We start from the raw sequence: 26,342 nt of genomic DNA, 5'->3' as shown, positions 1-26,342 counted from the left end.
GAGTACGATACTTTTTCACAGGTTTTATGATACAGCGACACTTTGGCGGCCTATGGCCGCCCTTTTTCGTTATCCTGAGATGAAAACGATAATAAAAAACCGGCGAAAAACATGAACATCACCTTAAAAGCAAAAATTTTATTGCTGACCGTCTTACCTCTGGTCGCACTGACACTGACCATTACCTGGGTCACACAACGCCAGGCAAAAAGTTTATCTGAGCAACAACAATCGATTGTCAAAGAATCACTCATGGAAGATAAACGCCGTGCCTTACGTGATTACGTCAATCTGGCAATGACCTCCATTACACCCATTCTTGAGGAAATGGATGAAGGTTTTAACCTCTCCAGAACCCGTACCGAATACGAAATCAAACGCATTTTATCCAGCCTGACCTATGGCCCTGATGGTTACTTTTTTGCCTACGGTGACGATGGCGTCAATATCGTGCTTCCGGTACAGCCCGATTTAATTGGCCGCGATTTGATTGACACACAAGATGTGAATGGCCAGTACATCATTCGCGATATGCTGAAAATAGCCGAATCTGGTGGTGGCTTTTATCAGTATGTGTGGCATCAGCCATCCATTAATAAAAAAACCAATAAACTCAGTTATGTCGTTCATATTCCTAAGTTGAACTGGATGATGGGCACTGGTTTGTACCTTGACGATATCGAAGCAGAAGTTCAGCAACTGGAAAATAAAGTGGATGCCAATATTCGCCGCACCTTTGTGGCAGCCTCTTTATTATTGGCCGTAACGCTGGCTCTGGTGGTTGTTATCGTCATTATTATTAATATCCATGCCACACAACTGGCGGATGACCGCCTGAAAGAGCTGGCGCATCGCTCAGTCACCTTTCAGATTATGCAATGCCGGGCATTTGCCAGAGAACTACACGATGGCATCAACCAACTGCTGGTGTCCGCAAAACTGCACCTGGGTCTGATTAAACGTAAGTGGCCCGAAGACCTGGACAAACAACACCTGGGCAAAACCGAAGAGTTATTAAATCTGTCGATTCAGGAAGTTCGCCGTGTTTCACACAACCTGCGCCCTATACTACTGGATGATCTGGGATTAAAATCGGCAATCCATGGCATTCTGGACTCCCTTGAAAATCAGGGACAAATTGATGTGAAACGTAAAATCCGTTTACCGGAAGCACGTTTGCCGGATGCCATTGAAATGACCGTATATCGCCTGATTCAGGAAGCGATTACCAATATTCAGAAACATGCACACGCCACCGAAGTAAGAGTCGACATTCGCTGTAACGACCGCTTTGTGACTGTGATTGTTGAAGACAATGGCAATGGCTTTGTCCCTAAAGAGCACCTCGACTCCGGGATTGGTATGATGAATATGCGTGAACGTGTTGAGCTGCTTGGCGGTAAGTTCAATGTACGCAGTCACCACAAGCAAGGCACCAGTATTCGTGCTGAGCTTGCCCTGAACCCTACCCCGGTTCAGGATCTGAGTTCGACTACAGAACTCACTGAACACGACCCAAAAGGTCTGAGAAATATAATATCCGGTGATGAAGTCGATCCTTCAGTCACTGATTACAGTACAACCTCCACTCAACGCAGAGAGAGCAAATAATGTCTAAATCGATCCGTATTATTATTGCCGATGATCATCCGATGGTTCGCGAAGGTTTGAAAGTCAGTCTCGAGAGTGAAGAAGGTCTGAGCGTTATTGCCGACGTTAATAATGGCCTTGAGGCGTTACAAGCCGCAGAAGAGTTAAAACCGGATGTCGTTATGCTGGATATCTCAATGCCAGTAATGAATGGTATGGAAGCCTGCATTGAATTTAAAAAACGTTATCCGGATATTAAAATCCTGATAATCACCATGCATGATGACCGCGAGTATATTCTGAAAGTTGTACAAGCCGGTGCTGCCGGATATGTATTAAAAGATGTCGCTGCAGAAGAGTTAATTCTTGCGGTTCAGACGGTACATCAAGGGGGCACCTACTTCAGCTCCAGCGTTGCAAAAACTCTGTTTACCGATTTCAGCGATACCCGCCAGAAGCATAGCGACGACATACTCAGCCCTCGTGAAGAAGATGTGCTGGTGCTGCTTGCAGATGGCATGGGCAATAAAGAAATTGCCCGAGAGCTGGACATTTCTGTACGCACCGTCGAAGCCCATCGCCTGAAAATCAAACAAAAGCTGAATATTTCAACCTCCGCCGGGTTGATTCGTTACGCGCTGGATAAAGGTATCACTCGCCGCTAGCTATCTTTGTTGCGTGACCTTTCTGCCGGAACAAACAATTGTTTCAGCAGATATTCCTTAAAATCATCCGGGTATGGCTGCTGATCCGCAGCCACTTTCATACACAATAACCAGGCATCGCGTTCGGCTGGGCCAATTTCCAGATGGCGATGCGCCACCGGAATCCGTATTGGCCCGTATTTTTCGCTGAACAGTTTTGGCCCGCCGAGCCAGCCACTTAAAAAGCGTGCCAGCTTATCGCGCGATTCATCCAGATTATCCGGATGCATATCACGTACTTTTTTCGCCTCCGGCAATTCACACATGGCATCGTAAAAGGCATCCACCAGCTTACGAACACCAACAACGCCGCCAGCCGTGCGAAACGAGCCATCATCTTCGCCATAAGTGAGGCCGGTTTCATAAATAGCTTTATTCATACAATATTCCTGAGTTCACTACTAAAAACGTTTCCGAGGCAGTCAGCACAAGGCATAAAATCAGCGAAAAAGCGCAGTTTATAAGTCATAAATGAGCATTTTGAGCTGATTTTTAACGTAGTGCTGGCAACGTAGGTAGTTTTTAAGCGAACTCTTCCATAAAATCGAGACCCGCCTGATGTCGAATCGTGCGGCGATGATTCGCCCACAACTCTTTCACCTTATCCTGATTACACTGCTGTCGATCCACCAGCACCTTAGTCTGTAATTCCCCTTTGCTTTGCCCTCCCACAAGAGGCACTTTGGAGAACACAAACTGATTAGACACCAGATCCATAAACGGGCCTGATTTACTGGTTGGCATAATAAACAACAACTGCAAACCGAGGCTTTCGGTCAGGTAGTTGATCACTTCTTTAGAACGGGTTTCGTCCATCTTCGAGAAGGCTTCATCCACCAGCACCACGCGAAGGTGGGTATCCCCTTCGTTAAAACGGAATGCTGAGGTAATCGCGGCAGAGCGGATAATATACGCCGGTGTTTCCAGCTGACCGCCAGAGCCGGTACCGTATTGGCTTAACGCAATTGGGTCTTTATTGGCTGGCTGCTTATAAATTTCGTAAGAGCGGTAGTTACGGTAGTCGGAAATACGCTCCAGTTCACGCATGGCTTTTTGTTCGTCTTCGTCCAGCAACATCGCCATTAACTGATCACGCACGCGCTGGGCGGATTTTGGCAGATCCGCATCAAACAAGGTAGCGCCATCACCCAACGATGGGTTTTTGATAATTTCTTCAAAGAACTGCCAATATTCTTTGTATTCCGGCACCCATTCCCAATCGAACCAATAGGTTTCCCGGTCGGCACCAAACTGATGGTGCGCCAGTTCTTTATTGAGGTCTTCAAGAATACGTTTGCCGTCATTAATGGCTTGGTAAATTGAGTGGCACAGGTTGGTAACAAAGGCGTTGTTAAAGCTTTCACGTAGCTGTACTAACTGCTCCTGTTTTTCCACCAGAATATTATTTTTCAGGCGGTTATGAACCCGCTCCACTTCTCGCTCTAAACCACACACGGTTTTAAAGAAACCAATGCCGTGTTCATCACGGTAATTGGGGGTATACACAATGGCATCCACCGTCTGACAACGCAGGTTATGTTCGCCAATATTGCGTTCAATTTCGTAGGCGGTGCTGTTTAATTCCTGTGCGATGGATTTACGCTGGTTTTCAACTGCTTCGGCTGGGCTTTCAGCCGCTTCGTCATCGGCGGCTTTTAAGCGAGCTTCGGTATCAAACTCTGGCCATACAGAAACAATATGACGCAAGTTTTCTTCTTTTTGATCGGCAATTTCAGAAGTACGTTCCTGCTCATCCGACAGCTTTTTACACTGACGTTCACTGTCATTTAATTGCTGCTGTAAACGACCTAATTCCCCGTCCAGATCTTTGATCTGGGCATCCAGATCGTCGCCTTTTTCTTTTAATGCACTGAATTCATCTTCCAGATGGGAGAAGTCGGATACATCGACATTATTTAGCGCGTTTTCGGCCTGCTGCATCTGATACTGAGTGTCCAGCATGTTCTGAATCTGGTCAGCAAAGGTGACATGGCGTAATAAATTCACCGCATCGTGGAATTGCTCCACCTGACGCAATTGGAACTGCGCTTCGTTGGCTTGTTCCGCCATGGCATCCAGCTCGGATTTTTTCGCCGCCAAAGCCCGTTCACGAGCACCCATACCAAACACCAGCTCGGTGTCGTCAAGGTCACAACGGTAAATCGAATAGGAACCGGAACCCAGACCTTCTTTGGTGACACCACGGCGGGTCATACGCAGCACGTGCAGGTCTTCGACTTGCTCGACGGTGCCGTAACTGGCTTCTAAATAATAACGAGCAGTCGCGTGTTCAAATTCCATTAAGTGGGTTATGGAATTCGACGGCACACGAATACGATCACAGTCTTTTTTCGCTTTTTCACCCTGAATTACCCGGGCACGGCTGCCACCAGGGATCGAGCGTAATATATGCGCTGCTTCCGCTTCGAATTGAGATTCCACAATAATGCTGAAACGTGCACCACCGATATACCCTTCAATCGCGCTTTGCCAGGCCGGGTCGGTGATTTCGACGTAGTCGGCTAATACACGCGGATCGGCCTGCGGGCATTCACGACGAATCACTTCCAGCGCCTGACGCACAAAACCCGGGTAATTTAACTGACGCGCTTCCAGGCTATCGATATCCGCCTGCTTCTGCGCCATTCGGCCCTGAATCTGTTGCAGCTTTTGTTCGCGCTTATCCACCTGCTTGGAAATCTGATCGCGTAGCGAAATACCACTGCTTTCCAGCTCAACATTATGGAAACGATCACGCCATTGATTTAATAAACTCTGTTGCTCGCGGGAATCATCCAGATGCGCTTCCAGCGGCGATAAATCAATCCAGTCTTTGCCCATCAGTTTGCGGAAATCCACCGCGCCCTGATCTTTAATGGCTAATACCTGTTTCGCCTGATCGATGATTTTTTTCGAACCCAGCGATGGAATGTCCAAGCCAATCGAGGTTTTCTGCAACGCGCCATACACCAGCTCAGTAGCACGTAAGCTGGCTTGTAACATCTGTTCTTGTTCTAACAGCGGCACCGCTTGTTGTTGCAGTTGGCGCTTGCCCTCTTCAATCGCTTGCTCCGCTGCATCTTTATCCTGCAGCGCATCAATACCACGGCGCTGAGCTTCCATGGAGATTAATTGCTCACGTAATTGCTTACGACGTTCCTGAGAGACTTCACGCTCTTTTTCAGCATTGCTTAAACGTTCACGTAACGCCTGCTGACCTTCTTTTGCCGACAGGTACAAGCGCTGGTCGTTTAAATAGCGACTTTTGGCGGCAGTGTATTCCAGTACGTTGTAATCGATCCATTGGTCAATATAACGATCCGACGCACCTTTGGTATTGGTCAGAATCTGAATGGTTTCGGCCAACGTATTGGCATCTGACTCCATCGCATAAATGGTTTTCATCAGATCGGACACGCTGCGAATGGCATCCCCGAGATCTTTGGCTTCAAGAATTTCATTCTGCACAAAACCATTGATGCTTTTCACCGGCTTATACGCCATAAAACGTGAGAAGGTACGGGCGGCATTCATCGCCTCACGCTCATTCACTGCATCATGACGACCACGCAAAGCACCGTATAAACGACGCAGATATTGTTTTTTTGTGTCGTATTTTTCAACGTTGTCGCTTTTGATGCGGCGCTTTAAATTAGCGCTGAATTTATTAAGCGGTAATACGTTTTTAGCGCCTTCTAAATCTTCTGAAATAAAGTCCGACAGCGTTAACTGCTCACCGGAAACAATAAAAAATTGCAGATCATTCTGACGCGCCACTGGCTGGCTACCAGCACGATCAATCGACGCACTAACCCCAATGACAGCGGTAAAGGGTTCACCACTTTCCCCCTGAGTTGGATGAAACACCGCCGCTAAATAACCCACCGCACCGTTCGGGCGAGCGTAGGAGCCGTCATCACAACCTAAAACATAAGACGCTAACGTCCGTACGTTTTTACCACGACCACGCTGTGTGGCTTCATCCTGGCCAGGGTTGTAATGGAATAAAGTATCGTGGGCGGCGGTCATAATGGTTTGCACCGCATCCGCTGCGGTGGTTTTACCCGAGCCGTTACCGCCAGATAATAAATTAATTGGGCCAAATTCAAATTCGGTGGCTGGAATATTGCCCCAGTTTACGTATACAAATTTCTTTAAAAACATGGTGCTGTCTCTTATGCCTCCGATGAATCGCCAAATAAGCTGGCAGGCGCTTCTTTTTCAGACTGTGCCGGTTCTGAAGATGCTTCACTTTCTGCTGTCTGTTCTTCGCTTTCAGCTTCGCCTGATGGTTTCGCTTCTGCTTCTGCAACGTCCTCTTCTACAGTGTTCTCTTCTACAACGTCTGCTTTAACAGTGTTTGCGGATTCAGGTTCTTCATCAGAATTTTCAGCATTTTCTTCAGACTCTGAATTTTCTTGCTGCTCTTCTGAACCTGAAGTTTCTGCATTTTCAGCATCATCCGTTTGATTTTCAGATTCTTCGTCCGACTCATTTTCTAATAATTCGGATAACACCTGATCACTGACGTAACTCATAATCATCGGACGAACACGTAACCACATATCGCCATCGGTCAATTGATCTTCGTTACTGATTTGCACCAAACGTAATTGCTTTAAGCGGCGGAACAGTTGTTTACGTTCGGTCAGATTGTCAGGCAAAGTACGCTTCAGCAGGTTTTTCATGGCAATGCTGAGGCTTTCCAGCGATACCATGACACAGCCCTGCTCGTCGACTAAGCCTTCACGCAGCGCTTTATCGTATTGCGCTCGTAATACCAGCGTTAACGCCACTTCGTTTTGAGTTAAACGAGTGCGGAACGCCTGGTTGCCCGGCTGAGGATCTTCTTCCATACCCGGTACCTGAGCACCTGGTGGATACAACCGCACAAACTGAAAACGACGATCATGCTGAATACGAATACCCAACACGGTTAAATAATCCGCGACCAATTCTTCCAGACGTAAATAACGGTCGTATAGTTGTTGCTCTACCTGGCTTTCATCACGGCAGATCACACCGTAATCCAACAGGCGAACTAATAATTCGGAAAAGTCGCGCTGGCTGAGGCCTTCTTTTTCTAAGTCTTTATCAATGGCTTGTAACATATCGGTTCTCTCTAATCCGCCTGGGCCTCGGTATTGCTCTTTTGTTCACCAGTCTCAGGACTGGTTTCAGCGGAAGCGCTTTCTTTCATCACCAGCTCAAAACTGAAGTGGTCTTTTCGTTCAAAATATTCGCCAGCGGCACCGTCATTTTCGGCGGTGGCGTTCGGCAGGTCCGGGCCATAGCCGTCGGCGTAATCAATACGGAATTCAAATTCGCTGGATAAACCATCGGAAGCACCCAGGCCAATCGCGTGGGAAACGGCGAGGAAATCCTGAGCCGATTCAATCGGTAAATCGCGGGTGGAAATTTTGTTACCCGAGGTTAAATGCTGGCGCATATAAGACCGCAGTGCCTGCTGGTTCACCAAAAACGCCTGATCCAACACCTGCTGCACATAAATATCTTTACGTGCATCAATATCAAAATCACCGCCGCCATCATCCAGTCCGGCTTCAACGGTACGACGTTGACGAGTCGCGTGCATTTTCACGCTGGCCGGATCGACAAAACCAATCTCCGGCACCGCCATCATATCGCCTGCGCGTAATAACAATTCGTTTTGTTTTTCTTCCGGCTGAGACGCCAAATGTTTGCACACAGACAGCACATCGTTGTGCTGCTGTGATGCCAGATAACTCATCTGGCGAATAATAATATCGGCACGTTTGGTAAAGCTTTGTAGCGCTTTACGCAACGCTGGCAACATAATATCGCTGGCGTTACGCAAACGCTGATCGATACCATCTAATAAGGTCCACAACACCGAGGTGCCTTCTTGAGCCAGTTCCGGCAATAACTCACGCAGGCGCTTTTCCGCTGACGCTTTAAACACTTTATCTTGCTTGCGGATGCCTTTAATCAGCTTGCTGATCTGGTCCCGGTGTTTTTCCACGTTATCTGCTGATAAACGGACTGAAAGATCCGGCTGGAAACGATTTTCCATAAAATCAAAAAAGGCTTCACTGGCACGTTGTACCAGCAACTGATCTTCCATTTCACGCACCAGATCGCGTTTACGCTCTTCCAGCTCAGCAATCACATCGGTGAAGTCGCTGATAATACGTTCGGAATATTCGTAGGCATCCAGCAGATCGTATACATCGCCACGCTCGAGGAAAGATTCCAGCGAGTTGCGGGTGTTACGGGTATTGCGATGACGGGTACGTGCAGTGGTGCGGCTTTCCGATACAAACGGCTCGGTAAACAAACGACCATAACGACTGAAGGCAAAGGTACTTTGCAGCGTTGCTTCATCTACCTGCTTTTCAATCCAGCCGTGATCCATTAGCTGATTCAACACCCAAACCGAGTGCTCACGACTGTTTTTAAAGCGGCCTTCGTGCTCGGCTTCACCACCCGACTCAACATCAGCCTGACTGCTTTCAGGCTGACTAGTTTCAGCATCGTCGCCATCGGCCAGCTGGGGCGAGCGCACCAGCGCTTCCTGGAAAATTTCAATTAAGGTATCGCGAGCCAATGCCTGGCCGTAGTCGGCGCTGCTGGAGCTGTAAAGGCGCTGATACAACTCGCGCAGGCACTCCATTACCTGAGCCCGGTATTTACCGGTAAGAGGGCGGAAAAACTGCCCTCGTTCCTGTTCAAAAAACATACACTTCTATTTCGGCGCTGACTAAAACCGACCTAGATTACTGAAAGCAGCGGATGAACACCAGCCCACATTCACAACCATTTACAAAGCTTAATAAGAAGCGCCCAGACAGGGGTTCGCGTCGGTGAAAAGCATGGGTATACTGCGTAGGCATTTTGTTGTGGAAACCGTTATGCAGCAGCACAAAGAAACTCAGGAAAAGAGTTTATTTTTCCAGATAGGCACCGAAAAACTGATTGAGCTATCGCTAGCCTCATTTGGCCTGTTCGGCTTGGTTTGGAATTACCAGAACTGGCTACAAATTGAACGCCAGAATGGCAATGTGAACCCCTTCCTCAGAACTCTGTTCAGCATCATCTATCAATACGACCTGTATCGGCGCGTGCATCAGCAAGGCCAGCAGGATGATGAAAAACCGCGCTGGAGCCCTGCCCGAGTTTATTTATTGTATGTATTGTTTAACCTGATTCCGGTTTGGTTACTGCTGACCGACCACCCCTGGGGAGCCTTAGTGTTTATGCTGACACTGTTGCCAAATTTATTGGCTAACCAGACCATCAACCTGATACACGACAAACGCCTGCACTTTTTTGCCCAAAACACCGACCTGAACGGAGCCGACTGGGGCATCATCATTATCGGTTTTGTAATATGGCTGACGGTGATGATTGTGGCGATGGTATAAACCACTCGCCGCAACCCTGTCGTTATACCAACACGACTGACGTTATATCAGATCCAATAAAGGGTTCTGATCCCAGGGTTCTGCAAAAAAGGCGTTAATATGCGCCTCCTGAACCTCATCAAATTGGGCGGGCATCCATTTAGGCTGTCGATCTTTATCGATCAATAACGCCCTGACGCCCTCTTTAAAATGACCATATCGGGCACAGTTAACCGACAATGTCAGCTCCATCTGAAACACTTGCGGCAACGATAAATCCTGGCCACGAATCAACTGCTGCCACACCAGATAAGGAGTAACCGGACAGCCGTTCGCTAATGTTTTTGCCGCTTTAGCACACCACTTATCATCGCCATGATAGGCCGTGATATTGGCGACAACGGCGGCTAAATCGTCATCTGCACACACCTCATTAATCCAATCGATATGCGCCTCGATATTCCCCTCTGGCCGCAATGCGTTTGCCTGCTGAATAAAAGGCTGCAACACCTGATCAACATCGCGATGATTGGCAACGTCAGCCAGAGCAGCCATCACCTGTTCTTTTGCGGCATCAGCAATAAAATGATCAGCAAAGTTCAGATACAAAGCATCACTGCCATTGATTTGAGCTCCGGTAAGGCCCAGAAATAACCCTGTTTTTCCAGGAGTACGATTCAGAAACCAGGAGCCACCCACATCCGGATATAATCCAATGGTAATTTCTGGCATGGCGATACGAGTGCTTTCAGTCACCACCCGATGGGAAGCACCATTCAATAACCCCATTCCGCCTCCCATTACAAAACCATTGCCCCACACAATAATGGGCTTGGTAAAGGTATGGATCAGATAATCGAGACGGTACTCTTTCTCAAAAAAATCGGCGCATTGTGTATTGGGTAATGTTTCGCCGTAAGCCGCCGAATGTGCGTGTAAGGAAACCACATCGCCACCAGCACAAAATGCCTTTTCACCCGCACCATGCAAGAACACACACACAATATCGTTATCGGCTTGCCACTGCTGCATTTGAGGTAATAACAGATCAACCATGGATTGACTGAGCGCGTTCAACGACTTCTCAGCGTTTAATTGCGCAATACCAATTTTTTTACTGGCGACGGCTTCACGCTCTTCAAACAAAACGGCGTCTGACATGGGTTTTCCTGTATAAAAATGAGTGAGATTAAAATTACCGTAGTTTATTTACCAAGGCAGCACACTGCCATCCCAATGCAACAGCTTGCCATTATCTTCCTCTGTTAAGTGCTCCATCACGTTCAGCATTCGCTGTGCGGTTAAGTCGGCACTGTACAATTTACCCGGTTGAATATTCTTCTGGAATGGTTCTGATAATCGGGTATCGGTGGTTCCCGGGTGCACTGCAACGGCAATTGTTTTTGGGCTTTTGCGTTGCCATTCGATGGAGAGGTTTTTTATCAGCATATTCAGTGCGGCTTTGGTCATCCGATAGCTGTACCAGCCACCTAGCTGATTATCGCTGATGCTGCCGACCATGGCCGATAATGAAATCCAACGCAGGTCATGCTGCCGTGTAAGCGAGCGTTCTACGATTTGTGCCAAAGCAATATGCGGCCAGACGTTGGCATCAAGACTGTGGTGTAACCATTGGAGGTTCATGGCTTTGAGGTTTTTCTCTGGCATCTGTGATTCATCATGCAAAATGCCATTGCAACAAAACACCCGGTGTGGCGGATATTGCTCCACTACGCCCGTTAATTGTTTGCCTGCGTCTTCTGTTAGCCAATCCAACTGAATCGGAATAATCCTTGCACCGCCAGTCTCTTCTTTATTAATAGAAACCGCATTGCGTGACAACACGATGATATTAGAGACATCCGGTTGAATATTCAGTAATTGAATCAGGCTTTGTGCAATTTCTGAGCTACCTCCGGAAATCCAGACATTTTTCTTTTCAGACATCGGCGGAAATTCCCCTACGTTGATTCACCTCGGCGCATCTATCCACTATGCTAATAAAATAAATACGACGTTGGTTAAGGAAGTATAAAAAATGATCAAAGTAATTATTGAGCGTGTTATTGCTGATGGTATGGAGTCAACCTATGAGCAGGCTATTAAAAGTACACTGCGCGCAATTTTAGAAGCGGATGGCTATATTTCTGGCGCGACCTATAAAGATGCCAACAAACCCAACCATCGCTTTATCATTACTAACTGGCAAAGCGCTGAAGCGTGGAATCAATGGTCTCACTCCAAAGCACGCCAGGATGTTATTGGTGCCATTCAGCCAATTTTGGAACAGCAGGAAAAAATTACCATTCTGACAGCGTAACTCTTCTCCTGCTTATTTCTTTCGGCGTTATTCACAGCGCTTAACCCGGGCATTTTTCAGCGAGTGAGAATAGCCCGGGAGAACTCAGCCAGGCTTTGTGCCGCAGCTTGTATATTTCTCTCATGAGTAAAGCCACTGGCTTTTCTCGGCTTTAAATCATGGTCACCATCCGGCAACCACTGAATCATCAGTTCATCGGCGAGTGAATAACTACCCACTTCTTTCTGATTTCCCATTTTGTCACGCGTGCCCTGTAGAATCAGCGTCGGGCAAGATAACGCCTGCAAATGTTCGGTACGAAGGTTGTCGGGCTTGCCTAATGGGTGAAAGGGATAGCCCAATGCAGCGCATCCTTTAATCAGGGGCTGATCCTGTTCAGCCGCTAATAAAGTCGCCATCCGGCCTCCCATGGATTTGCCGGCCACGACACAAGGACGATCAAATTCCTGAATCACCTCCTGGTAGGCCTGCAACAGTTTGGATGCACGATCTGGCGGGCGCTTTTTGCCATCCTGCTCACGCTTCTGCATATAAGGAAAATCAAAGCGCACCACATATAGATCCAACTCAGCCAACCACTGAGCCATTTGCTGCATAAAAGTACTATTCATACCGGCGCCGGCGCCATGTGCCAGAAAGACCAGAGGGTGATCCGGATTACCGTCCTGTAAATACTGATTACTCACACATCACTCCATTCATTTTATCTACTGCGGATTCTTTAACCACTTACAAAACAAGGACATTTCTCTGTCACTTCTTTACATCTATTGCGTTATATCAATATTTTGACTGGGCACCAATTTAATATTCAGTCTGTGGTTTCAGGTAGTTCTTTTCGGGCTACTCTGGAGTAACGAAGTGATAAGCTTGGCTGAGGAGCGGTGGTGTTGAGAGCCATTCTCAATAGCGAGCAAATAATCACAAAAAATGTGGCTTAAGCTGCTGAAAATCATGCGTTTTTTCTGACTTTAAATTGCAAATAGCAGTTTCTGCGCGGATAATGTCGCACCGATTTTTTAACCCTCAACCCTCGCTGTTAAATGGAATATGATCATGAGCACAGCATTTGACCATCCCGAGTACAACTACAAGGTGGTAAGACAATTTGCCATTATGACTGTAGTTTGGGGCATTGTTGGCATGGCAGTCGGTGTTTTAATCGCTGCCCAGCTGGCATGGCCTGCATTAAACTTTGATACCCCTTGGTTATCGTTCGGTCGTTTACGTCCGTTACACACCAATGCGGTTATTTTCGCCTTTGGTGGTTCTGCATTATTTGCAACCTCCTACTACATTGTTCAACGTACCTGTCGCACGCGTCTGTTCTCAGACACATTAGCGTCGTTCACCTTCTGGGGCTGGAACGCGATTATTGTTGCGGCGGCGATCACTCTGCCACTGGGCATGACATCCGCTAAAGAGTACGCCGAACTGGAATGGCCAATCGATATTATGGTTGTGCTGGTATGGGTTGCTTATACCATCAACTTCCTGGGTACTGTTGCGATCCGTAAAGAAAGCCACATTTATGTTGCTAACTGGTTCTTCGCGGCGTTCATGATCATGGTTGCTATCCTGTACATCGGCAACAACCTGCAAACACCAGTATCACTGACCAAGTCTTACTCTGTTTGGGCTGGTACCGTTGATGCGATGATTCAATGGTGGTGGGGCCACAATGCGGTAGGTTTCTTCCTGACGGCGGGCTTCCTGGGCATCATGTACTACTTCGTTCCTAAGCAAGCAGGTCGTCCGGTTTATTCTTACCGTCTGTCGATCGTTCACTTCTGGGCACTGATTTCTATCTACGTTTGGGCTGGTGGTCACCACCTGCACTACTCTGCACTGCCTGACTGGGCACAAACTGCGGGTATGATTATGTCTCTGATCCTGCTGGCTCCATCCTGGGGTGGTATGATCAACGGTATGATGACGCTGTCTGGTGCATGGCACAAACTGCGTAACGATCCTATCCTGCGCTTCCTGGTTGTCTCTCTGTCTTTCTACGGTATGTCTACCTTCGAAGGCCCGATGATGTCGATCAAGACCGTAAACGCACTGTCACACAACACTGACTGGACCATTGGTCACGTACACTCCGGTGCTCTGGGCTGGGTTGCTATGGTTTCTATTGGTGCTCTGTACCACCTGATCCCAATCATGTTTGGCCGTAAAGCCGGTGAAATGTACTCAACTTCACTGATCAACGTTCACTTCTGGATGTCGACCATTGGTACCGTTCTGTACATCGCGGCACTGTGGGTTAACGGCATTATGCAAGGTCTGATGTGGCGTGCAGTAAATGCTGACGGCACCCTGACTTACAGCTTCGTAGAGTCTGTTGAAGCATCTCATGCTGGTTATGTGGTTCGTACCATCGGTGGTGGTATCTTCCTGCTGGGCATGGTGGTGATGGCTTACAACGTCTACATGACTGTGCGTGACGCCAAGAAAGAAGCTGCGAATGCAGCACCGGCTCAGGCTTAAGGAGTAACAAGACAATGATTAAGCATGATGATATTGAACGCAGCTTACCCTTAATGGTGGTCATGATTGTGATCGCTTTGAGCTGGGGTGGTATGGCTGAAATTGTTCCTCTGATCTTCCATGAAGACACTAACCAACCGGTTGAAGGCCTGAAGCCACTGAATGCAGTGGAACTGGAAGGCCGTGACATCTACATCCGTGAAGGTTGTCACGTATGTCACACTCAAATGGTTCGTCCTTTCCGTGCAGAAACCGAGCGTTATGGCCCGTACTCTGTATCTGGCGAGCACGTGTATGAGCACCCATTCCTGTGGGGTTCTAAGCGTACTGGTCCGGATCTGGCACGTTTAGGTGGTCGTTACTCTGACGAATGGCACCGTGCTCACATGTACAACCCACGTGATGTTGTACCTGAGTCCATCATGCCTTCTTACCCATGGTTATTCGAAGACACTGTTGATGGTCGTGAAACACCAAACAAAATGATTGCTCTGCGTCGTGTAGGTGTTCCTTACACAGATGAAGACATCGAAGGTGCAAAAGCGGCAGTTGATGGCGTCACTGAAATCGAAGCTCTGGTTGCTTACCTGCAACAACTGGGCACTGTGGTAACTAAGCGATAAACGACGGGAAACCCATGGATATTAACGACGTGCGCGGTTTGGGCTCTATTTTCGCCCTGATAGCTTTTAGCGGAATCTTGTGGTGGGCCTATGGCTCCAGCCGCAAACAACGGTTCGACGATGATGCTCAGATTCCATTTCATAACAATGATGATGGAATGCCGCCGCACGACGATAACGATCGGAGTAAATAAATTATGTTAGAGACATTCTGGCAAGTATGGGTCGCGGTAATTGTCGTTGGATCCATCATTGGTTGCGGCGTACTGATTCAGTACACCAGCCGCGGCATGAGAAAAGAAGAAACTGATCAAACTACCGGCCATGAGTACGATGGTATTCAGGAGCTGGACAACCCATTACCACGTTGGTGGGTAATGATGTTTTGGTCCACCATTATTTTTGCAATTGGCTATATGTTCGTATACGGCCTGGGCAACTGGAATGGTTTCCTGACGGTTGAAGTCGACGGCGAACAAGTTTCCTGGTCTTCTTCAAACCAATGGAAAGCGGAAGTTCAGTCGTTCGAAAAAGATATCGAACCTTTGTTCAACGAATATGCTGCAACGCCGATTCCAGAGCTGACCAAAAACAAAGAAGCGATGGAAACCGGTAAGCGCTTGTTCATGAGCAACTGCTCTATCTGTCACCAGACTGACGCAGCAGGCACCAAAGGCTTCCCGAATCTGACCGACAGCGACTGGCTGTATGGTGGTAAGCCTGAAAACATCGTACAAACCATTAAGCATGGCCGTATGGGTGCAATGCCAGCATGGGGCGGTGTTCTGGGTGAAGAAGGTGTTGCCGATATGACCGCTTATGTGCGTTCTCTGGCAGGCCTGAAGCATGATGCAGCATCTGCTGAACGTGCGGCACCTAAGTACCAGCAACTGTGTATGGCTTGTCACGCTGTCGACGGCACTGGCAACCAACTGGTTGGTGCACCTAACCTGACTGATGACGTATGGCTGTATGGCGGTTCTACCAAAGACATCACCTTCACTCTGAAGAATGGTCGTAACGGTAAGATGCCAGCATTCGGAGAGATTTGGGATACCAATACGGATCAGAAGATCCATATTGTATCGGCCTACATCTACTCTCTGTCTCAGAAGTAATTTGTCAAAGCCAGCCTCTGCCATGGCGGAGGTTGAGCTAAGACAATAAAAACTGAAAAAAGCGGCCTTGAGCCGCTTTTTTCGTTATAAGCTTATTCCAAAAGCTATATAATTGGAGCGTTATATAAGGAACGCCGGGGTTAACCAACCCGATAGGGAAATTTGATAATTCAGGCAAAGATAGTCTAAACCTTGACTACCGATCTGAAAAAATGATGAGAAGCGCTGCAGCTGACCTGAAAAAGAGTTACCAGACCTTTTCTGGCCGAGCAAATGCAACCAAGAGACCCAACCAAGGTGATTTGCTGTTATGAGTAATATTCCGGTTAAGGACGTTACCCCACCTCCCGCTAAACAACCTCAATCCATGTATGAAAAACGTAAGAAAATTTACGTTCGTGAAGTTGAAGGGTTGTTCCAGAAAATTCGTACCTATTCCCTGTGGGGCCTGATGCTGGCGTACTTTGGTACCGCCTGGCTCAATTGGGGTGACCGTCAGGCAGTATTTTTTGACCTGCCTGCACGACAGTTTCATATTTTTGGCATGACCTTCTGGCCACAGGACTTCCCGTTGCTGGCAGGTATCCTGATTATCTGTGCTTATGGCCTGTTTACTATTACCAACATGGCTGGGCGTATCTGGTGTGGTTATACCTGCCCACAGTCGGCCTGGTCATTTATTTTTATGTGGATCGAGGAGCGTGCAGAAGGCACTCGTAACCAACGTATTAAGCTCGACAAAGAAAAGATGTCAGCAACCAAATTCCGCAAAAAAGCTATCAAACATATTGCCTGGCTAGCTGTCGCGTTCTGGACAGGTGTTACTTTTGTCGGCTATTTCACCCCAATTCGTGAACTAATACCGGACATGCTGTCATTTGGCATGAACAGCTGGGGCGTATTCTGGATGTTATTCTTTACCGCCGCCACCTACATCAATGCCGGCTGGATGCGTGAACAAGTCTGCATCTATATGTGCCCTTACGCCCGCTTCCAGTCGGTTATGTATGACCGTGACACACTAGCGGTATCGTATGACGAAAACCGCGGCGAGCCGCGCATGCATCGCAGCAAGAAAAAGCTGGCGGAAATGGAAGCGAAAAACGAAAAACCGGGCGACTGCGTCGATTGCTCTTTGTGTGTCCAGGTATGTCCAACCGGCATCGATATTCGTGATGGTCTGCAATATCAATGTATTGGCTGTGCCCTTTGTATTGATGCCTGCGACTCGGTGATGGAAAAACTGGACCTGCCAAAAGGCCTGATTCGCTACACCACTGAAAACGAGCTGGAAGGTCAGAAAACCCATTTCTTCCGCCCTCGTCTGGTCGGTTACGCCGGTATTCTGGTACTGATGATTGGTGGCCTCATCTACTCCATTGTCACCCGCACACCGTTTGAGCTGGATATTGAACGTAGCCGTGGCGCTCTTTACACCGTCACCGCCAACGATACCGTGAAAAACTCGTACTACCTGAAACTGATGAACATGTCTCAAACCGCTGAGACGTATGTTCTTAAAGTGGAGGGCCTCGACGGAGCGACCACCAATGCACCGTCAGAATATGAGCTCGAAGTAAACGATCTGGAAGAAGTCGCTCTGACTCTGGAGTTGGATCCGGCTGAGCATCCACTGGCGACCAGCAAAACCACCATTGAGTTTGTGGTCACCCGCAAATCGAGCGGTGAAGAAGTGGCCCGTGAAGAAAGCCGCTTCATTGCTCCGCGTCAGTAAATAAACGCAAATCGTCGGGGCAAAGCCCTAGAGCAAAACCGCCCAAGTCGTTAAACTTGGGCGGTTTTTTTATGCAGGTTCAGACTGAGAGAATTATGAAACCCGAGAATCAAGAGAAAGTAACCCGGTTTTATCAGGAACCCCTGATGCTGATTGTCATCGGTATTCCGATTCTGGCCGTGATCTGGGGTTTTATCATGCTCTCAACTGCATTAAAAACCAAAGACTCTCTGGTGAGTGATAGCTACTACAAAGATGGGGTCAGCTACACCGAAAATCAGGCTGCCGATGAAAAAGCACGCTCTCATCAGATTAATGCCACTGCGGTATTCACCGCCGATGAAATGCGCCTGACACTGAATGGTTTACTGGATGAATTTCCTAATACCCTGCAAGTGCATTTGATTCATCCAACACTGGAAGATCGTGATGTCACACTGCTGCTGCAACAAATGTCGGATGGCAGTTATGCAGGTGTTAACGATATCGAATTACCCGGCCGTCGTCGCATTTGGGTTGATAGCCTCGAACAAGGCTGGCGTATACGCGCTTACCCATTCATTGAATCGGGTAAAGAGATTCAGCTGAACGCTCAATAATCATTTCTTATCTCAGTGAGTAATCGATGACGAGCGCTGAAACACATCCCGGGCCAAACAAAGAGCTTTGTTTTGGCCCTAATACCGCATGCTTTCATTGCGGTGAGTTAACCGACGAAGGTGACCGTTGGTCTACCGAAATCGACGGCCAGCAACAACCCATGTGTTGTCCGGGCTGTAAAGCCGTAGCAGAGACCATTATCGCCAGCGGCCTGAAAGATTATTACAAACATCGCACTGAACTGCCGGAACTCAGCCCTGCTAACAGCGATGACACCGACCTCACCGCCCGCGATACCCTGAAACTCTACGACTCAGCCGCTCTACAAAAAGGCTTTGTTGCTCACCTGAGCAAGAATGATCAAGGTCAGAGCGGCCATTACGCCGAAGCCACTCTGATTATTGATGGCATCAGCTGCGCCGCCTGTGCCTGGTTGATTGAACATCGGGTGAATCAACTCAGTGGCATTGAAAACGCGGTGTTAAATATGTCGAATCACCGCCTGGTGATTCGCTGGCGTTTTGATGAAATTCCACTTTCCAGCATCGTCGAAGCAATCTATCGCCTCGGCTATCGTGCTTCGCCGTTTTCGGCTACTGAGCAGGAAGCGCAGCGCAGCAAAGAAAGCAAACAAGCGATCCGCCGTCTGGCCGTTGCCGGAATCGGCATGATGCAGGTGATGATGATTTCGGTGCCGCTGTACGTTGGTATGGCGACCCAGTACGAAATTTTTATGCGCTTTGCCGCCATGGTGTTAACCTTGCCAGTAGTGCTATTCAGTGCTAAGCCATTCTTTATGGCAACTATCAGGGATCTGAAAACCCGCCATTTAACCATGGACGTGCCGGTCTCGCTGGCGATCATTCTGGCCTTTACCTCGAGTATCTGGAGTACCTTCAATCAAGGACCGGAAGTGTATTTTGACTCTGTTTGTATGTTTACCTTCTTCCTGCTGCTCGGCCGTTTTCTGGAAATGCGCGCCCGTCACCGCATGGGCAAAGCCGGTAACAACCTGATGACCTTATTGCCAAATGTGGCGTTAAAGGTAGTGCCGGGCCAAGACGACGAAGTCATCAGTAGCGAAGAGATTCAGGTGGGCGATATTCTGCGCCTGAAACCCGGCCACGCCATCCCTGCTGACGGCCTTGTTGTGGATGGTCAGAGCTCGGTGGATGAAGCCGCACTGACCGGTGAGTACATGCCAATCACCAAGTCTGCTGGTGATTCTCTGATCGGCGGCACCTTCAACGTTGAAAACCCGATGCAGATGAAAGTGACGGCCACCGGTGCTGAAGCACAGCTATCAACGATTATGCGTCTGATGGATCGTGCCCAACAGGAAAAACCACGGGTTGCTTTACTGGCCGACAAGGTTGCCAGCCATTTTGTTGCAGCCGTGTTACTGATCTCCGGCAGTGTGTTTGGCTTCTGGGCCTGGCAAGGCGATGATCATGCGTTTTTTATTGCGCTATCCGTTTTGGTGGTGACTTGCCCATGCGCCCTCTCCTTGGCGACACCCACTGCCCTGACCGCAGCCACTGCAGCATTACGCGAAGCCGGATTGCTTATCAGCAAAGGCCATGTATTAGAAACCCTGACTCAGGTTGATCGTGTTGTGTTTGATAAAACCGGCACCCTGACTCAGGGGAAACTGTCGATTGAGCAGGTCATCCCTCTTAACCAGCAAACAGAACAAGGGGTGCTGGAACTGGCTGCCGCACTGGAACAACATTCGACTCATCCGATTGCACGAGCGTTTCAGCAGATTGAACCGGCAAATAGTGCCACCGATATCGAACAGATTCCGGCTCAGGGCATCCAGGGCACCATTGCAGGCCAGCGTTATAAACTGGGGCATCTTGCCTTTGTCTCAAATCAGCCGGCTTTCACCTCAAACCAACCGCTGCAGCAACCAGAAGACAGCGAAGGCCAGTGGTTATTGCTGGCAGATGAGCAACAGCCGCTGGGCTGGATTCAGGTGAACGACTCATTGCGCAAATCCGCCTATCGGTTGTTAGCTGGGTTACGTCAGCGTGGTATTAAAACGGCGTTATTAACCGGCGACCCCAGCGGTTCCGGCGAACGGATTGCCACCGAACTGGGTATTGATGAATTACGCACGGGCGTTTCACCAGAAGAAAAGTTGCAGCAAGTCAGCCAATGGCAACAACAAGGTGAGCGCATTTTAATGGCTGGTGACGGTATAAACGATGTTCCGGTTCTGGCCGGTGCCGATATTTCACTCGCAGTGAACGAAGCCACTGATTTGGCAAAAACCAATGCCGATACGGTGCTCACCAATGGCCGCCTGGAAGTGATTCTTGCGGCTCTCGATGGCGCGGTGGCTACCCGCCGCAATATTCGCCAGAACATTGGCTGGGCACTGGGGTATAATCTGGTGGCATTACCCATTGCTGCCGCCGGACTGGTTCCCCCTTGGGCGGCGGCCATTGGCATGTCATTAAGTTCATTGATTGTTGTTACCAATGCCCTGCGCCTGACGCGCATTGGTCGTCTTATCCGGGAGAAATAAGCCATGGATATCATTTACGTTCTGGTACCTTTATCTTTGCTTCTGCTGGCGATTGCGATTGGTATTTTCTTTTGGGCCGTTAAAAGCGGGCAGTTTGATGATATGGACTCTCCCGCTCATAAAATCCTGTTTGATGACGACGACGATTTGCCCCGCCAGAAAGATTCCTCGAAAGACTCTTCAGACAACCACTGAGCGTTAGTATGAATGAACCTCTTTCGCTCATCACCGCGCTATTGCTGGGCTTATTTGGCGCAAGCCATTGCCTGGTCATGTGCGGTGGCATTGCTGCTGCAACCGGAGCCGCCGCTAACGAAACACACAGTAAAGTTGCCACCCTGCTGGCGTTTAACATCGGACGCATTTCGTCTTACACCTTTGCAGGACTCATCGTCGGATTCTTAGGCCTGTGGCTGCAACAGTTACACGATGGACTGATGCTGTCGCTGCGCTCACTCGCCGGCGTCATGCTGATACTGATGGGGCTTTACGTTGCCCGGTGGGCCAGCTGGCTAACCCGCATTGAGCAACTTGGACAAGGGTTATGGAAGCGTTTACAACCCTCGGCCGGAAAGCTGATGACCCAATCATCGCTGCGCTCCCGGATCGCTCTGGGCATGTTATGGGGCTGGTTGCCTTGTGGCCTGATCTACAGCACGCTGAGCTGGGTAGCCGCTAATGGTGATCCATTGCTGGGCGCTTTAACCATGGCCACCTTTGGCCTGGGCACTCTACCCGCATTATTTGCCGGCGGGCTGGCTACAGCCACGCTCAGCCGTTGGTTAAATCATCAACTGACGCGGCAACTAGCCGGACTATCGCTCATCATTTTTGGACTCTGGACACTGGTTTCTATTTGGCTTCCTGTTCTTGACAGATAAGCCTATCACTAGGAACATAGACCCAGTTTTTCACAGCAGTCCCATCATGGGATTATCGTTGCAGGCTTTATTTATGAAACCATCCTCTGTATCAACCCCATTGCGTGGCACTCAACCTCATTGCCAGACCTGCTCGCTGAATGCGCTGTGTCTGCCATTGTCACTGAATGACACTGACATGGAACGCCTTGACGATATCATTCGTCGTGGTCGCCCGATTCAGAAAGGCCAGCTGTTATTTCAACAGGGCGAAGCGTTTCAATCCGTATTTGCCGTTCGTACCGGCGCATTAAAGACCTATACCTTGGCTTCTAACGGCGAAGAACAAATTACCGGTTTCCATCTGGCCAGTGAGCTGGTTGGCCTGGCTGGCTATAACAACGAATACTATCCGTTATCCGCCAAAGCACTGGAAACCACAACCGTCTGTGAAATTCCGCTGACTCAGCTGGATGAACTGGCCGATGAATTGCCCGACCTGCGTAAGCAGCTGATGCGCACCATGGGTACTGAAATCCGTCACGACCAGAACATGATGCTGCTGCTGAGCAAAAAGAATGCTGAAGAGCGTGTAGCCTCCTTCTTGATGGATATTTCCACTCGTTATGCCCGTCGTGGCTTCTCGGCGACTCACTTCCGCCTACCAATGTCTCGTGTTGATATCAGTAACCATCTTGGCCTGGCAGTAGAAACCATCAGCCGTGTATTTACTCGTTTCCAGAAAAACGGACTGATCGAAACTCAGGGCAAAGAAATTATTCTGCAAGATCTGGATCTGTTAAAAGAAATGGCCGGATTATTGTCCGAAGAAGAATGTGGCCATGCCACAGAAGAAGAATAAGCCGTTTTATTATTGCCTCACCAGAATAACAGCTTATCAAAAGCGCCCGGATTGTATCCTGGCGCTTTTTTTATGTACTTTATGCAGCCCGATAATAATCATTCATTCCCACTGAGGCCTGTTTATGAGTTGCCAGGCAACCCTGACAGTTGAGCAACAAATTGCCACTATTTGCTTTAGCAATCCCGACCAGCATTACATGACGGTTGAATTGCTGGAGCAGATTCAACACGCTTTTCTCAAGGCAGAAGATGATCCTCAAGTACGTGCCATCGTTCTTAAAAATCAGCAGCCGGGTTATTTTATTACCCACTACTCACTGGATGAAATCAATCAGGTGCTGGAACTGCCGATGAAACTCAAGCCTTGGCTGAAACGGTTGTTTCCGGCAACACTTCGGCTGTCGATGGCGCTGTCGCGTCAGCTAATTCGGCTTGATCACAGGGCCAGTACTCAGCGCATATTGGATAAAGCCACGCACAATACCTTACTGCAGGGCACCATCACCTACGCCCGGGTGAATCGGTTTTTATTACGCTTAAGACAGAGCCGTAAACCGGTGATTGCTATGTTGGCTGGTAACACTCAGGGTTATGGAATGGAGCTGGCATTAGCTTGTGACTTCCGCTTAATGGCCCGTGGAGAATACCATTTAGGCCAAATCGAATCGCTGATTGGTCTGATTCCCGGCTCCGGTGGCATGCATCACCTGGCACGTTTAACCGGTACCGCAAAAGCCATGGAGTTATCCATGCTGGGAACCCGGTTGAAAGCCGACGAAGCCGAACAACTCGGACTCATTTATAAAGCCTGTGACGAAGATGCGCTGGAGCAGGAATGTTATCAATTGGCGCAACAGCTCTGTTTACGCAGCCCGTTATCGTTAAGTTATATCAAACGAAATATTAACCGGGGTCGCAGCCTGGACTTTGCTCAGGCGATCAAAATGGATGAAGTAGGATTTATGGACAGCGCTTGTACACCACAAGCCAGTGACACTTACCGGCAACAGCGGCAGCGTCTGAATCAGGGTGAGAGTATCAATAACAGCTTTGAACATTGGCAGCAGACAGATTTAAACCAGACTTTGAAGTGAGCCTGAAGTAAGTCAGCCATAAAACAAACGTGGCTGACACGATAAAATCGCGTCAGCCACGCAGGGAAAACAGACGAATCAGCTCGTGTGTGCCGCCTGCATATCTTCATTAATATGGCGACTGGCACGGGTAAACTGCCAGATACCCACCGCCGCAGCGACAAAGGATACGATCAATACCGAATAGCCAACCGAGCGGGTACCAAAGTCATCACTCAGCATGTCACTGCCAATACCAATCAGGAATGGCCCTAAACCTAAACCAATAATATTGGTGGTAAAGAACAACACAGCCGATGCTAAGGCGCGCATTCTGGCTTCAACCATACCCTGCACCATCGCAATACTTGGCCCCATAAATACCGTCGCCATCATTGCTGGCACCATAAACAGGCTCAGTACCAGATACATGGAATCCAGCGTGTAGGTTAAGTACAAAAAAGGCAACGTAATGATCACAGCTGCCGTTGGAATCCAAGTGTACCAGCGACGATCATGACGACCTTTTTTATCCGCCAGATAACCACCCACCAGTGTTCCCAAACCACCCAGAATACCGCTGCCTAACGCCAGCCAGGTACCCAGTTCACCGGTCTGAATTTCAAAATTACGCAGCATATAAGGCGCAAACCAGATCGCACCGCCATAACCAATCAGGGTAAAGCAGGAAGCACCAATCGCCACATGACGGAAGGCTTTTTTGCCCATCATCATTTTCATCGACGCCATAAAGGATGGCATTTCACCACTGCTTTTGATGGCATCCGTAGCGCCACGTACCGGTTCACGAATGGTAAACTGCAGCAACAGAGCAATCAGAATGCCCGGCACACCCACAATAATAAAGGCCATGCGCCAGCCGTAATATTCGTTAATCCAGCCACCTAATAAGAAGCCGAATAAAATACCAATATTCAGACCAACCGAATAAATCGATAACGCCGTAGCGCGTTTTTCCGCAGGGTAGATATCCGAAATAATCGAGTGCGCCGGGGGACTGCAACCGGACTCACCTACACCCACGCCAATACGGGCTAATAATAACTGCGGAAAGTTTTGCGCCATGCCACACAACACGGTCATCAGGCTCCAGGTGCCCGTGGCAATACTCATGATGCTGCGGCGTACCCAACGATCCGCCAAACGGGCAACGGGAATCCCCATAATCACGTAAAAAGCGGCGAAGGCGATGCCGGTTAACAACCCCAGCTGAGAATCACTCAGACCCAGATCCTGTTTAATCGACTCCTGCAGAATCACCATGATTTGTCGATCAATAAAATTAAAGGCGTAAGTAATGGTTAACAATAATAAAACGTAATTGCGATACAGCTTATTGTCATAAGGCCGATCATGATTGCGCTCAGGCTCTGTCGTAGAGAGCAAGGTTTGTTGCTTGTCTGGCATGAGTGTGTCCTGAAGTATGTCTGGGTTTTTATCATTATTTTTAGACTGACCTAATGAGGTATCAGGTCTGACTACAGCCGATACTATCTAAGACTTTAATCTAATTGCACCACAGGACCAGCAAGACTCTTATTCCATTCCCGACACACCAGTAACATAACAACTTAGCGCTCTTTATCCGGCAGGCTAACCATTCTCTCCAACCAGGCTTGTTCTTCAGCCGGGTTATGCAGCTGATCGGATGATGCAAGATCCAGAGTCATCTGCGAGAAAGGCTGTAAACGGGCAAACACCACCACATTGCGATAACCGGGCAAGTCGATGATACGGGTGCAAGGGAAATGTTCGCGAATCACCAACAAAAAGTCGCGCAACTGTAGGTCATCTTCAGGTATCAGATTGATCGCCAGGCAGCCATCAGAGTCCAACATCGCAGCGGCGTATTCACACTGGCTCAATACATCAACAGGGTCACGGCTGGTCAGGTGATCCATCAAAATAATGTTATAGAGTGAACTTGCAGCATCAGAAGCACGCTGTTTCAGAAAACGCTCTGCATCCATCGGAAAAATTTCCATACCACCGCGGATGTGCTCCGGCGGCAGTACAAAATTTTTTTGTATCGCAGCGATCAATTCGCGGTTAATTTCAACAGAATGGAGGGTCGCATCAGGAAGAATACGAGTAAAAAATCGCTCAACGGATGCCCCACCCATCCCCAAATTCAAAATACGAAAATGCTCTTCTTTGGCCTGATAGTTCGCAAAATAACGGGTCATCAACATCAAACGCACGGTCGGCAAATACGGTACATCCGGACAATCCATATTGATCACGGCCTGCACCGCGCGATCGCCAAAACTGAGCCAGCGCAGACTACCCTTCTGGTACAGGATGAAACTGTTATCGTCTGACTGATACAACAACTGGCTGTTCTTTTTTAAATCAGCCAAATCCTCGCCTTTGGTAAAAATAATCCCAGCCCCTTACATCATTCAATTTTCTGTTGCACAGAAACA

Annotated in this window: 24 protein-coding genes; 15 read left to right on the top strand and 9 right to left on the bottom strand. The window is 48.5% G+C overall.

Annotation, left to right across the window (positions count from 1 at the left end; translation table 11 throughout):
• Window positions 1-111 precede the first annotated feature (111 nt).
• Both KFF03_RS07110 and KFF03_RS07105 read left to right on the top strand, forming a co-directional pair.
• A complete protein-coding gene (locus KFF03_RS07110) occupies window positions 112-1,611 on the top strand; it encodes a cache domain-containing protein (protein WP_255860187.1) in 1,500 nt (499 codons plus the stop codon).
• On the top strand, window positions 1,611-2,255 hold the full coding sequence (locus KFF03_RS07105; protein WP_255860179.1) for a response regulator transcription factor: 645 nt from the start codon (window positions 1,611-1,613) through the stop codon (window positions 2,253-2,255). The genes KFF03_RS07110 and KFF03_RS07105 overlap by 1 nt, the downstream gene beginning before the upstream one ends.
• Here the strand turns inward: KFF03_RS07105 and KFF03_RS07100 are convergent.
• From KFF03_RS07100 to KFF03_RS07085, 4 genes are all read right to left on the bottom strand, one after another.
• On the bottom strand, window positions 2,252-2,674 hold the full coding sequence (locus KFF03_RS07100; protein WP_255860177.1) for a group II truncated hemoglobin: 423 nt from the start codon (window positions 2,672-2,674) through the stop codon (window positions 2,252-2,254). The two genes, KFF03_RS07105 and KFF03_RS07100, sit on opposite strands and share 4 nt — an antisense overlap.
• A 142-nt stretch (window positions 2,675-2,816) precedes the next feature.
• Window positions 2,817-6,458 (bottom strand): ATP-binding protein, encoded by a 3,642-nt coding sequence (locus KFF03_RS07095; RefSeq protein WP_255860176.1) that lies wholly within the window; start codon window positions 6,456-6,458, stop codon window positions 2,817-2,819.
• An 11-nt stretch (window positions 6,459-6,469) separates the two neighbouring features.
• A complete protein-coding gene (locus KFF03_RS07090; RefSeq protein ID WP_255860174.1) occupies window positions 6,470-7,405 on the bottom strand; it encodes a DUF4194 domain-containing protein in 936 nt (311 codons plus the stop codon).
• Between the two features lie 11 nt (window positions 7,406-7,416).
• On the bottom strand, window positions 7,417-9,015 hold the full coding sequence (locus tag KFF03_RS07085) for a Wadjet anti-phage system protein JetA family protein (RefSeq protein ID WP_255860172.1): 1,599 nt from the start codon (window positions 9,013-9,015) through the stop codon (window positions 7,417-7,419).
• A 172-nt stretch (window positions 9,016-9,187) separates the two neighbouring features.
• Between KFF03_RS07085 and KFF03_RS07080 the strand changes: the two genes are divergently transcribed.
• Window positions 9,188-9,700: a hypothetical protein gene (locus KFF03_RS07080; protein WP_255860170.1), complete on the top strand. Its 513-nt coding sequence runs from the start codon at window positions 9,188-9,190 to the stop codon at window positions 9,698-9,700.
• Between the two features lie 42 nt (window positions 9,701-9,742).
• Here KFF03_RS07080 and KFF03_RS07075 read toward each other — a convergent pair whose 3' ends face one another.
• Both KFF03_RS07075 and KFF03_RS07070 read right to left on the bottom strand, forming a co-directional pair.
• The gene (locus KFF03_RS07075; RefSeq protein WP_255860168.1) at window positions 9,743-10,840 is read right to left on the bottom strand and encodes an enoyl-CoA hydratase/isomerase family protein; all 1,098 of its coding nucleotides are present in this window, start codon (window positions 10,838-10,840) and stop codon (window positions 9,743-9,745) included.
• Between the two features lie 48 nt (window positions 10,841-10,888).
• Window positions 10,889-11,626, bottom strand: coding sequence for an SDR family NAD(P)-dependent oxidoreductase (locus tag KFF03_RS07070; RefSeq protein WP_255860166.1), 738 nt, complete (start codon window positions 11,624-11,626; stop codon window positions 10,889-10,891).
• Between the two features lie 91 nt (window positions 11,627-11,717).
• Here KFF03_RS07070 and KFF03_RS07065 point away from each other — a divergent pair, with 91 nt between their 5' ends.
• Complete coding sequence (locus KFF03_RS07065; RefSeq protein WP_255860165.1) at window positions 11,718-11,999, top strand: antibiotic biosynthesis monooxygenase; 282 nt, start codon at window positions 11,718-11,720, stop codon at window positions 11,997-11,999.
• A 56-nt stretch (window positions 12,000-12,055) separates the two neighbouring features.
• On the opposite strand, the gene KFF03_RS07060 is transcribed toward KFF03_RS07065, so the two are convergent.
• Window positions 12,056-12,685, bottom strand: coding sequence for an alpha/beta fold hydrolase (locus tag KFF03_RS07060; protein ID WP_255860164.1), 630 nt, complete (start codon window positions 12,683-12,685; stop codon window positions 12,056-12,058).
• A 370-nt stretch (window positions 12,686-13,055) separates the two neighbouring features.
• On the opposite strand from KFF03_RS07060, the gene ccoN reads away from it, so the two are divergent.
• The 11 genes from ccoN to KFF03_RS07005 all read left to right on the top strand — a co-directional run bounded on the left by ccoN (window position 13,056) and on the right by KFF03_RS07005 (window position 23,916).
• Window positions 13,056-14,489: a cytochrome-c oxidase, cbb3-type subunit I gene (gene ccoN / locus KFF03_RS07055; RefSeq protein ID WP_255860162.1), complete on the top strand. Its 1,434-nt coding sequence runs from the start codon at window positions 13,056-13,058 to the stop codon at window positions 14,487-14,489.
• Between the two features lie 17 nt (window positions 14,490-14,506).
• A complete protein-coding gene (gene ccoO / locus KFF03_RS07050; RefSeq protein ID WP_255860857.1) occupies window positions 14,507-15,112 on the top strand; it encodes a cytochrome-c oxidase, cbb3-type subunit II in 606 nt (201 codons plus the stop codon).
• Window positions 15,113-15,126: 14 nt separating this feature from the next.
• Window positions 15,127-15,306, top strand: coding sequence for a cbb3-type cytochrome c oxidase subunit 3 (locus KFF03_RS07045; protein WP_255860161.1), 180 nt, complete (start codon window positions 15,127-15,129; stop codon window positions 15,304-15,306).
• Window positions 15,307-15,309: 3 nt separating this feature from the next.
• Window positions 15,310-16,230 carry a cytochrome-c oxidase, cbb3-type subunit III gene (ccoP, locus tag KFF03_RS07040; RefSeq protein WP_255860159.1) on the top strand — a complete coding sequence of 307 codons (921 nt, stop codon included), beginning with the start codon at window positions 15,310-15,312 and terminating at the stop codon, window positions 16,228-16,230.
• 310 nt (window positions 16,231-16,540) lie between these two features.
• Window positions 16,541-17,965 carry a cytochrome c oxidase accessory protein CcoG gene (gene ccoG / locus KFF03_RS07035; protein WP_255860157.1) on the top strand — a complete coding sequence of 475 codons (1,425 nt, stop codon included), beginning with the start codon at window positions 16,541-16,543 and terminating at the stop codon, window positions 17,963-17,965.
• 95 nt (window positions 17,966-18,060) lie between these two features.
• Complete coding sequence (locus KFF03_RS07030) at window positions 18,061-18,564, top strand: FixH family protein (protein WP_255860156.1); 504 nt, start codon at window positions 18,061-18,063, stop codon at window positions 18,562-18,564.
• A gap of 26 nt (window positions 18,565-18,590) precedes the next feature.
• On the top strand, window positions 18,591-21,098 hold the full coding sequence (locus KFF03_RS07025) for a heavy metal translocating P-type ATPase (protein WP_255860155.1): 2,508 nt from the start codon (window positions 18,591-18,593) through the stop codon (window positions 21,096-21,098).
• A 3-nt stretch (window positions 21,099-21,101) separates the two neighbouring features.
• Entirely contained in the window at window positions 21,102-21,293 is a 192-nt protein-coding gene (gene ccoS / locus KFF03_RS07020; RefSeq protein WP_255860153.1) for a cbb3-type cytochrome oxidase assembly protein CcoS, read from the top strand.
• A gap of 8 nt (window positions 21,294-21,301) precedes the next feature.
• Complete coding sequence (locus KFF03_RS07015; RefSeq protein WP_255860152.1) at window positions 21,302-21,979, top strand: sulfite exporter TauE/SafE family protein; 678 nt, start codon at window positions 21,302-21,304, stop codon at window positions 21,977-21,979.
• 73 nt (window positions 21,980-22,052) lie between these two features.
• A complete protein-coding gene (gene fnr, locus KFF03_RS07010) occupies window positions 22,053-22,820 on the top strand; it encodes a fumarate/nitrate reduction transcriptional regulator Fnr (RefSeq protein WP_255860149.1) in 768 nt (255 codons plus the stop codon).
• 124 nt (window positions 22,821-22,944) lie between these two features.
• Window positions 22,945-23,916, top strand: a complete 972-nt coding sequence (locus KFF03_RS07005) for an enoyl-CoA hydratase/isomerase family protein (RefSeq protein ID WP_255860148.1) — start codon at window positions 22,945-22,947, stop codon at window positions 23,914-23,916.
• Window positions 23,917-23,994: 78 nt separating this feature from the next.
• Here KFF03_RS07005 and KFF03_RS07000 read toward each other — a convergent pair whose 3' ends face one another.
• Both KFF03_RS07000 and KFF03_RS06995 read right to left on the bottom strand, forming a co-directional pair.
• Entirely contained in the window at window positions 23,995-25,323 is a 1,329-nt protein-coding gene (locus KFF03_RS07000; protein WP_255860146.1) for an MFS transporter, read from the bottom strand.
• A 164-nt stretch (window positions 25,324-25,487) separates the two neighbouring features.
• A complete protein-coding gene (locus KFF03_RS06995) occupies window positions 25,488-26,276 on the bottom strand; it encodes a hypothetical protein (protein ID WP_255860145.1) in 789 nt (262 codons plus the stop codon).
• Between the last annotated feature and the right edge of the window lie 66 nt (window positions 26,277-26,342).

Origin of the sequence: Bacterioplanoides sp. SCSIO 12839 (assembly GCF_024397975.1) — a bacterium.
Taxonomy (GTDB): Bacteria; Pseudomonadota; Gammaproteobacteria; order Pseudomonadales; family Oceanobacteraceae; genus Bacterioplanoides.
The sequence above is the reverse complement of the archived record's forward strand: the minus strand, read 5'-3'. Positions and strand labels throughout refer to the sequence as shown.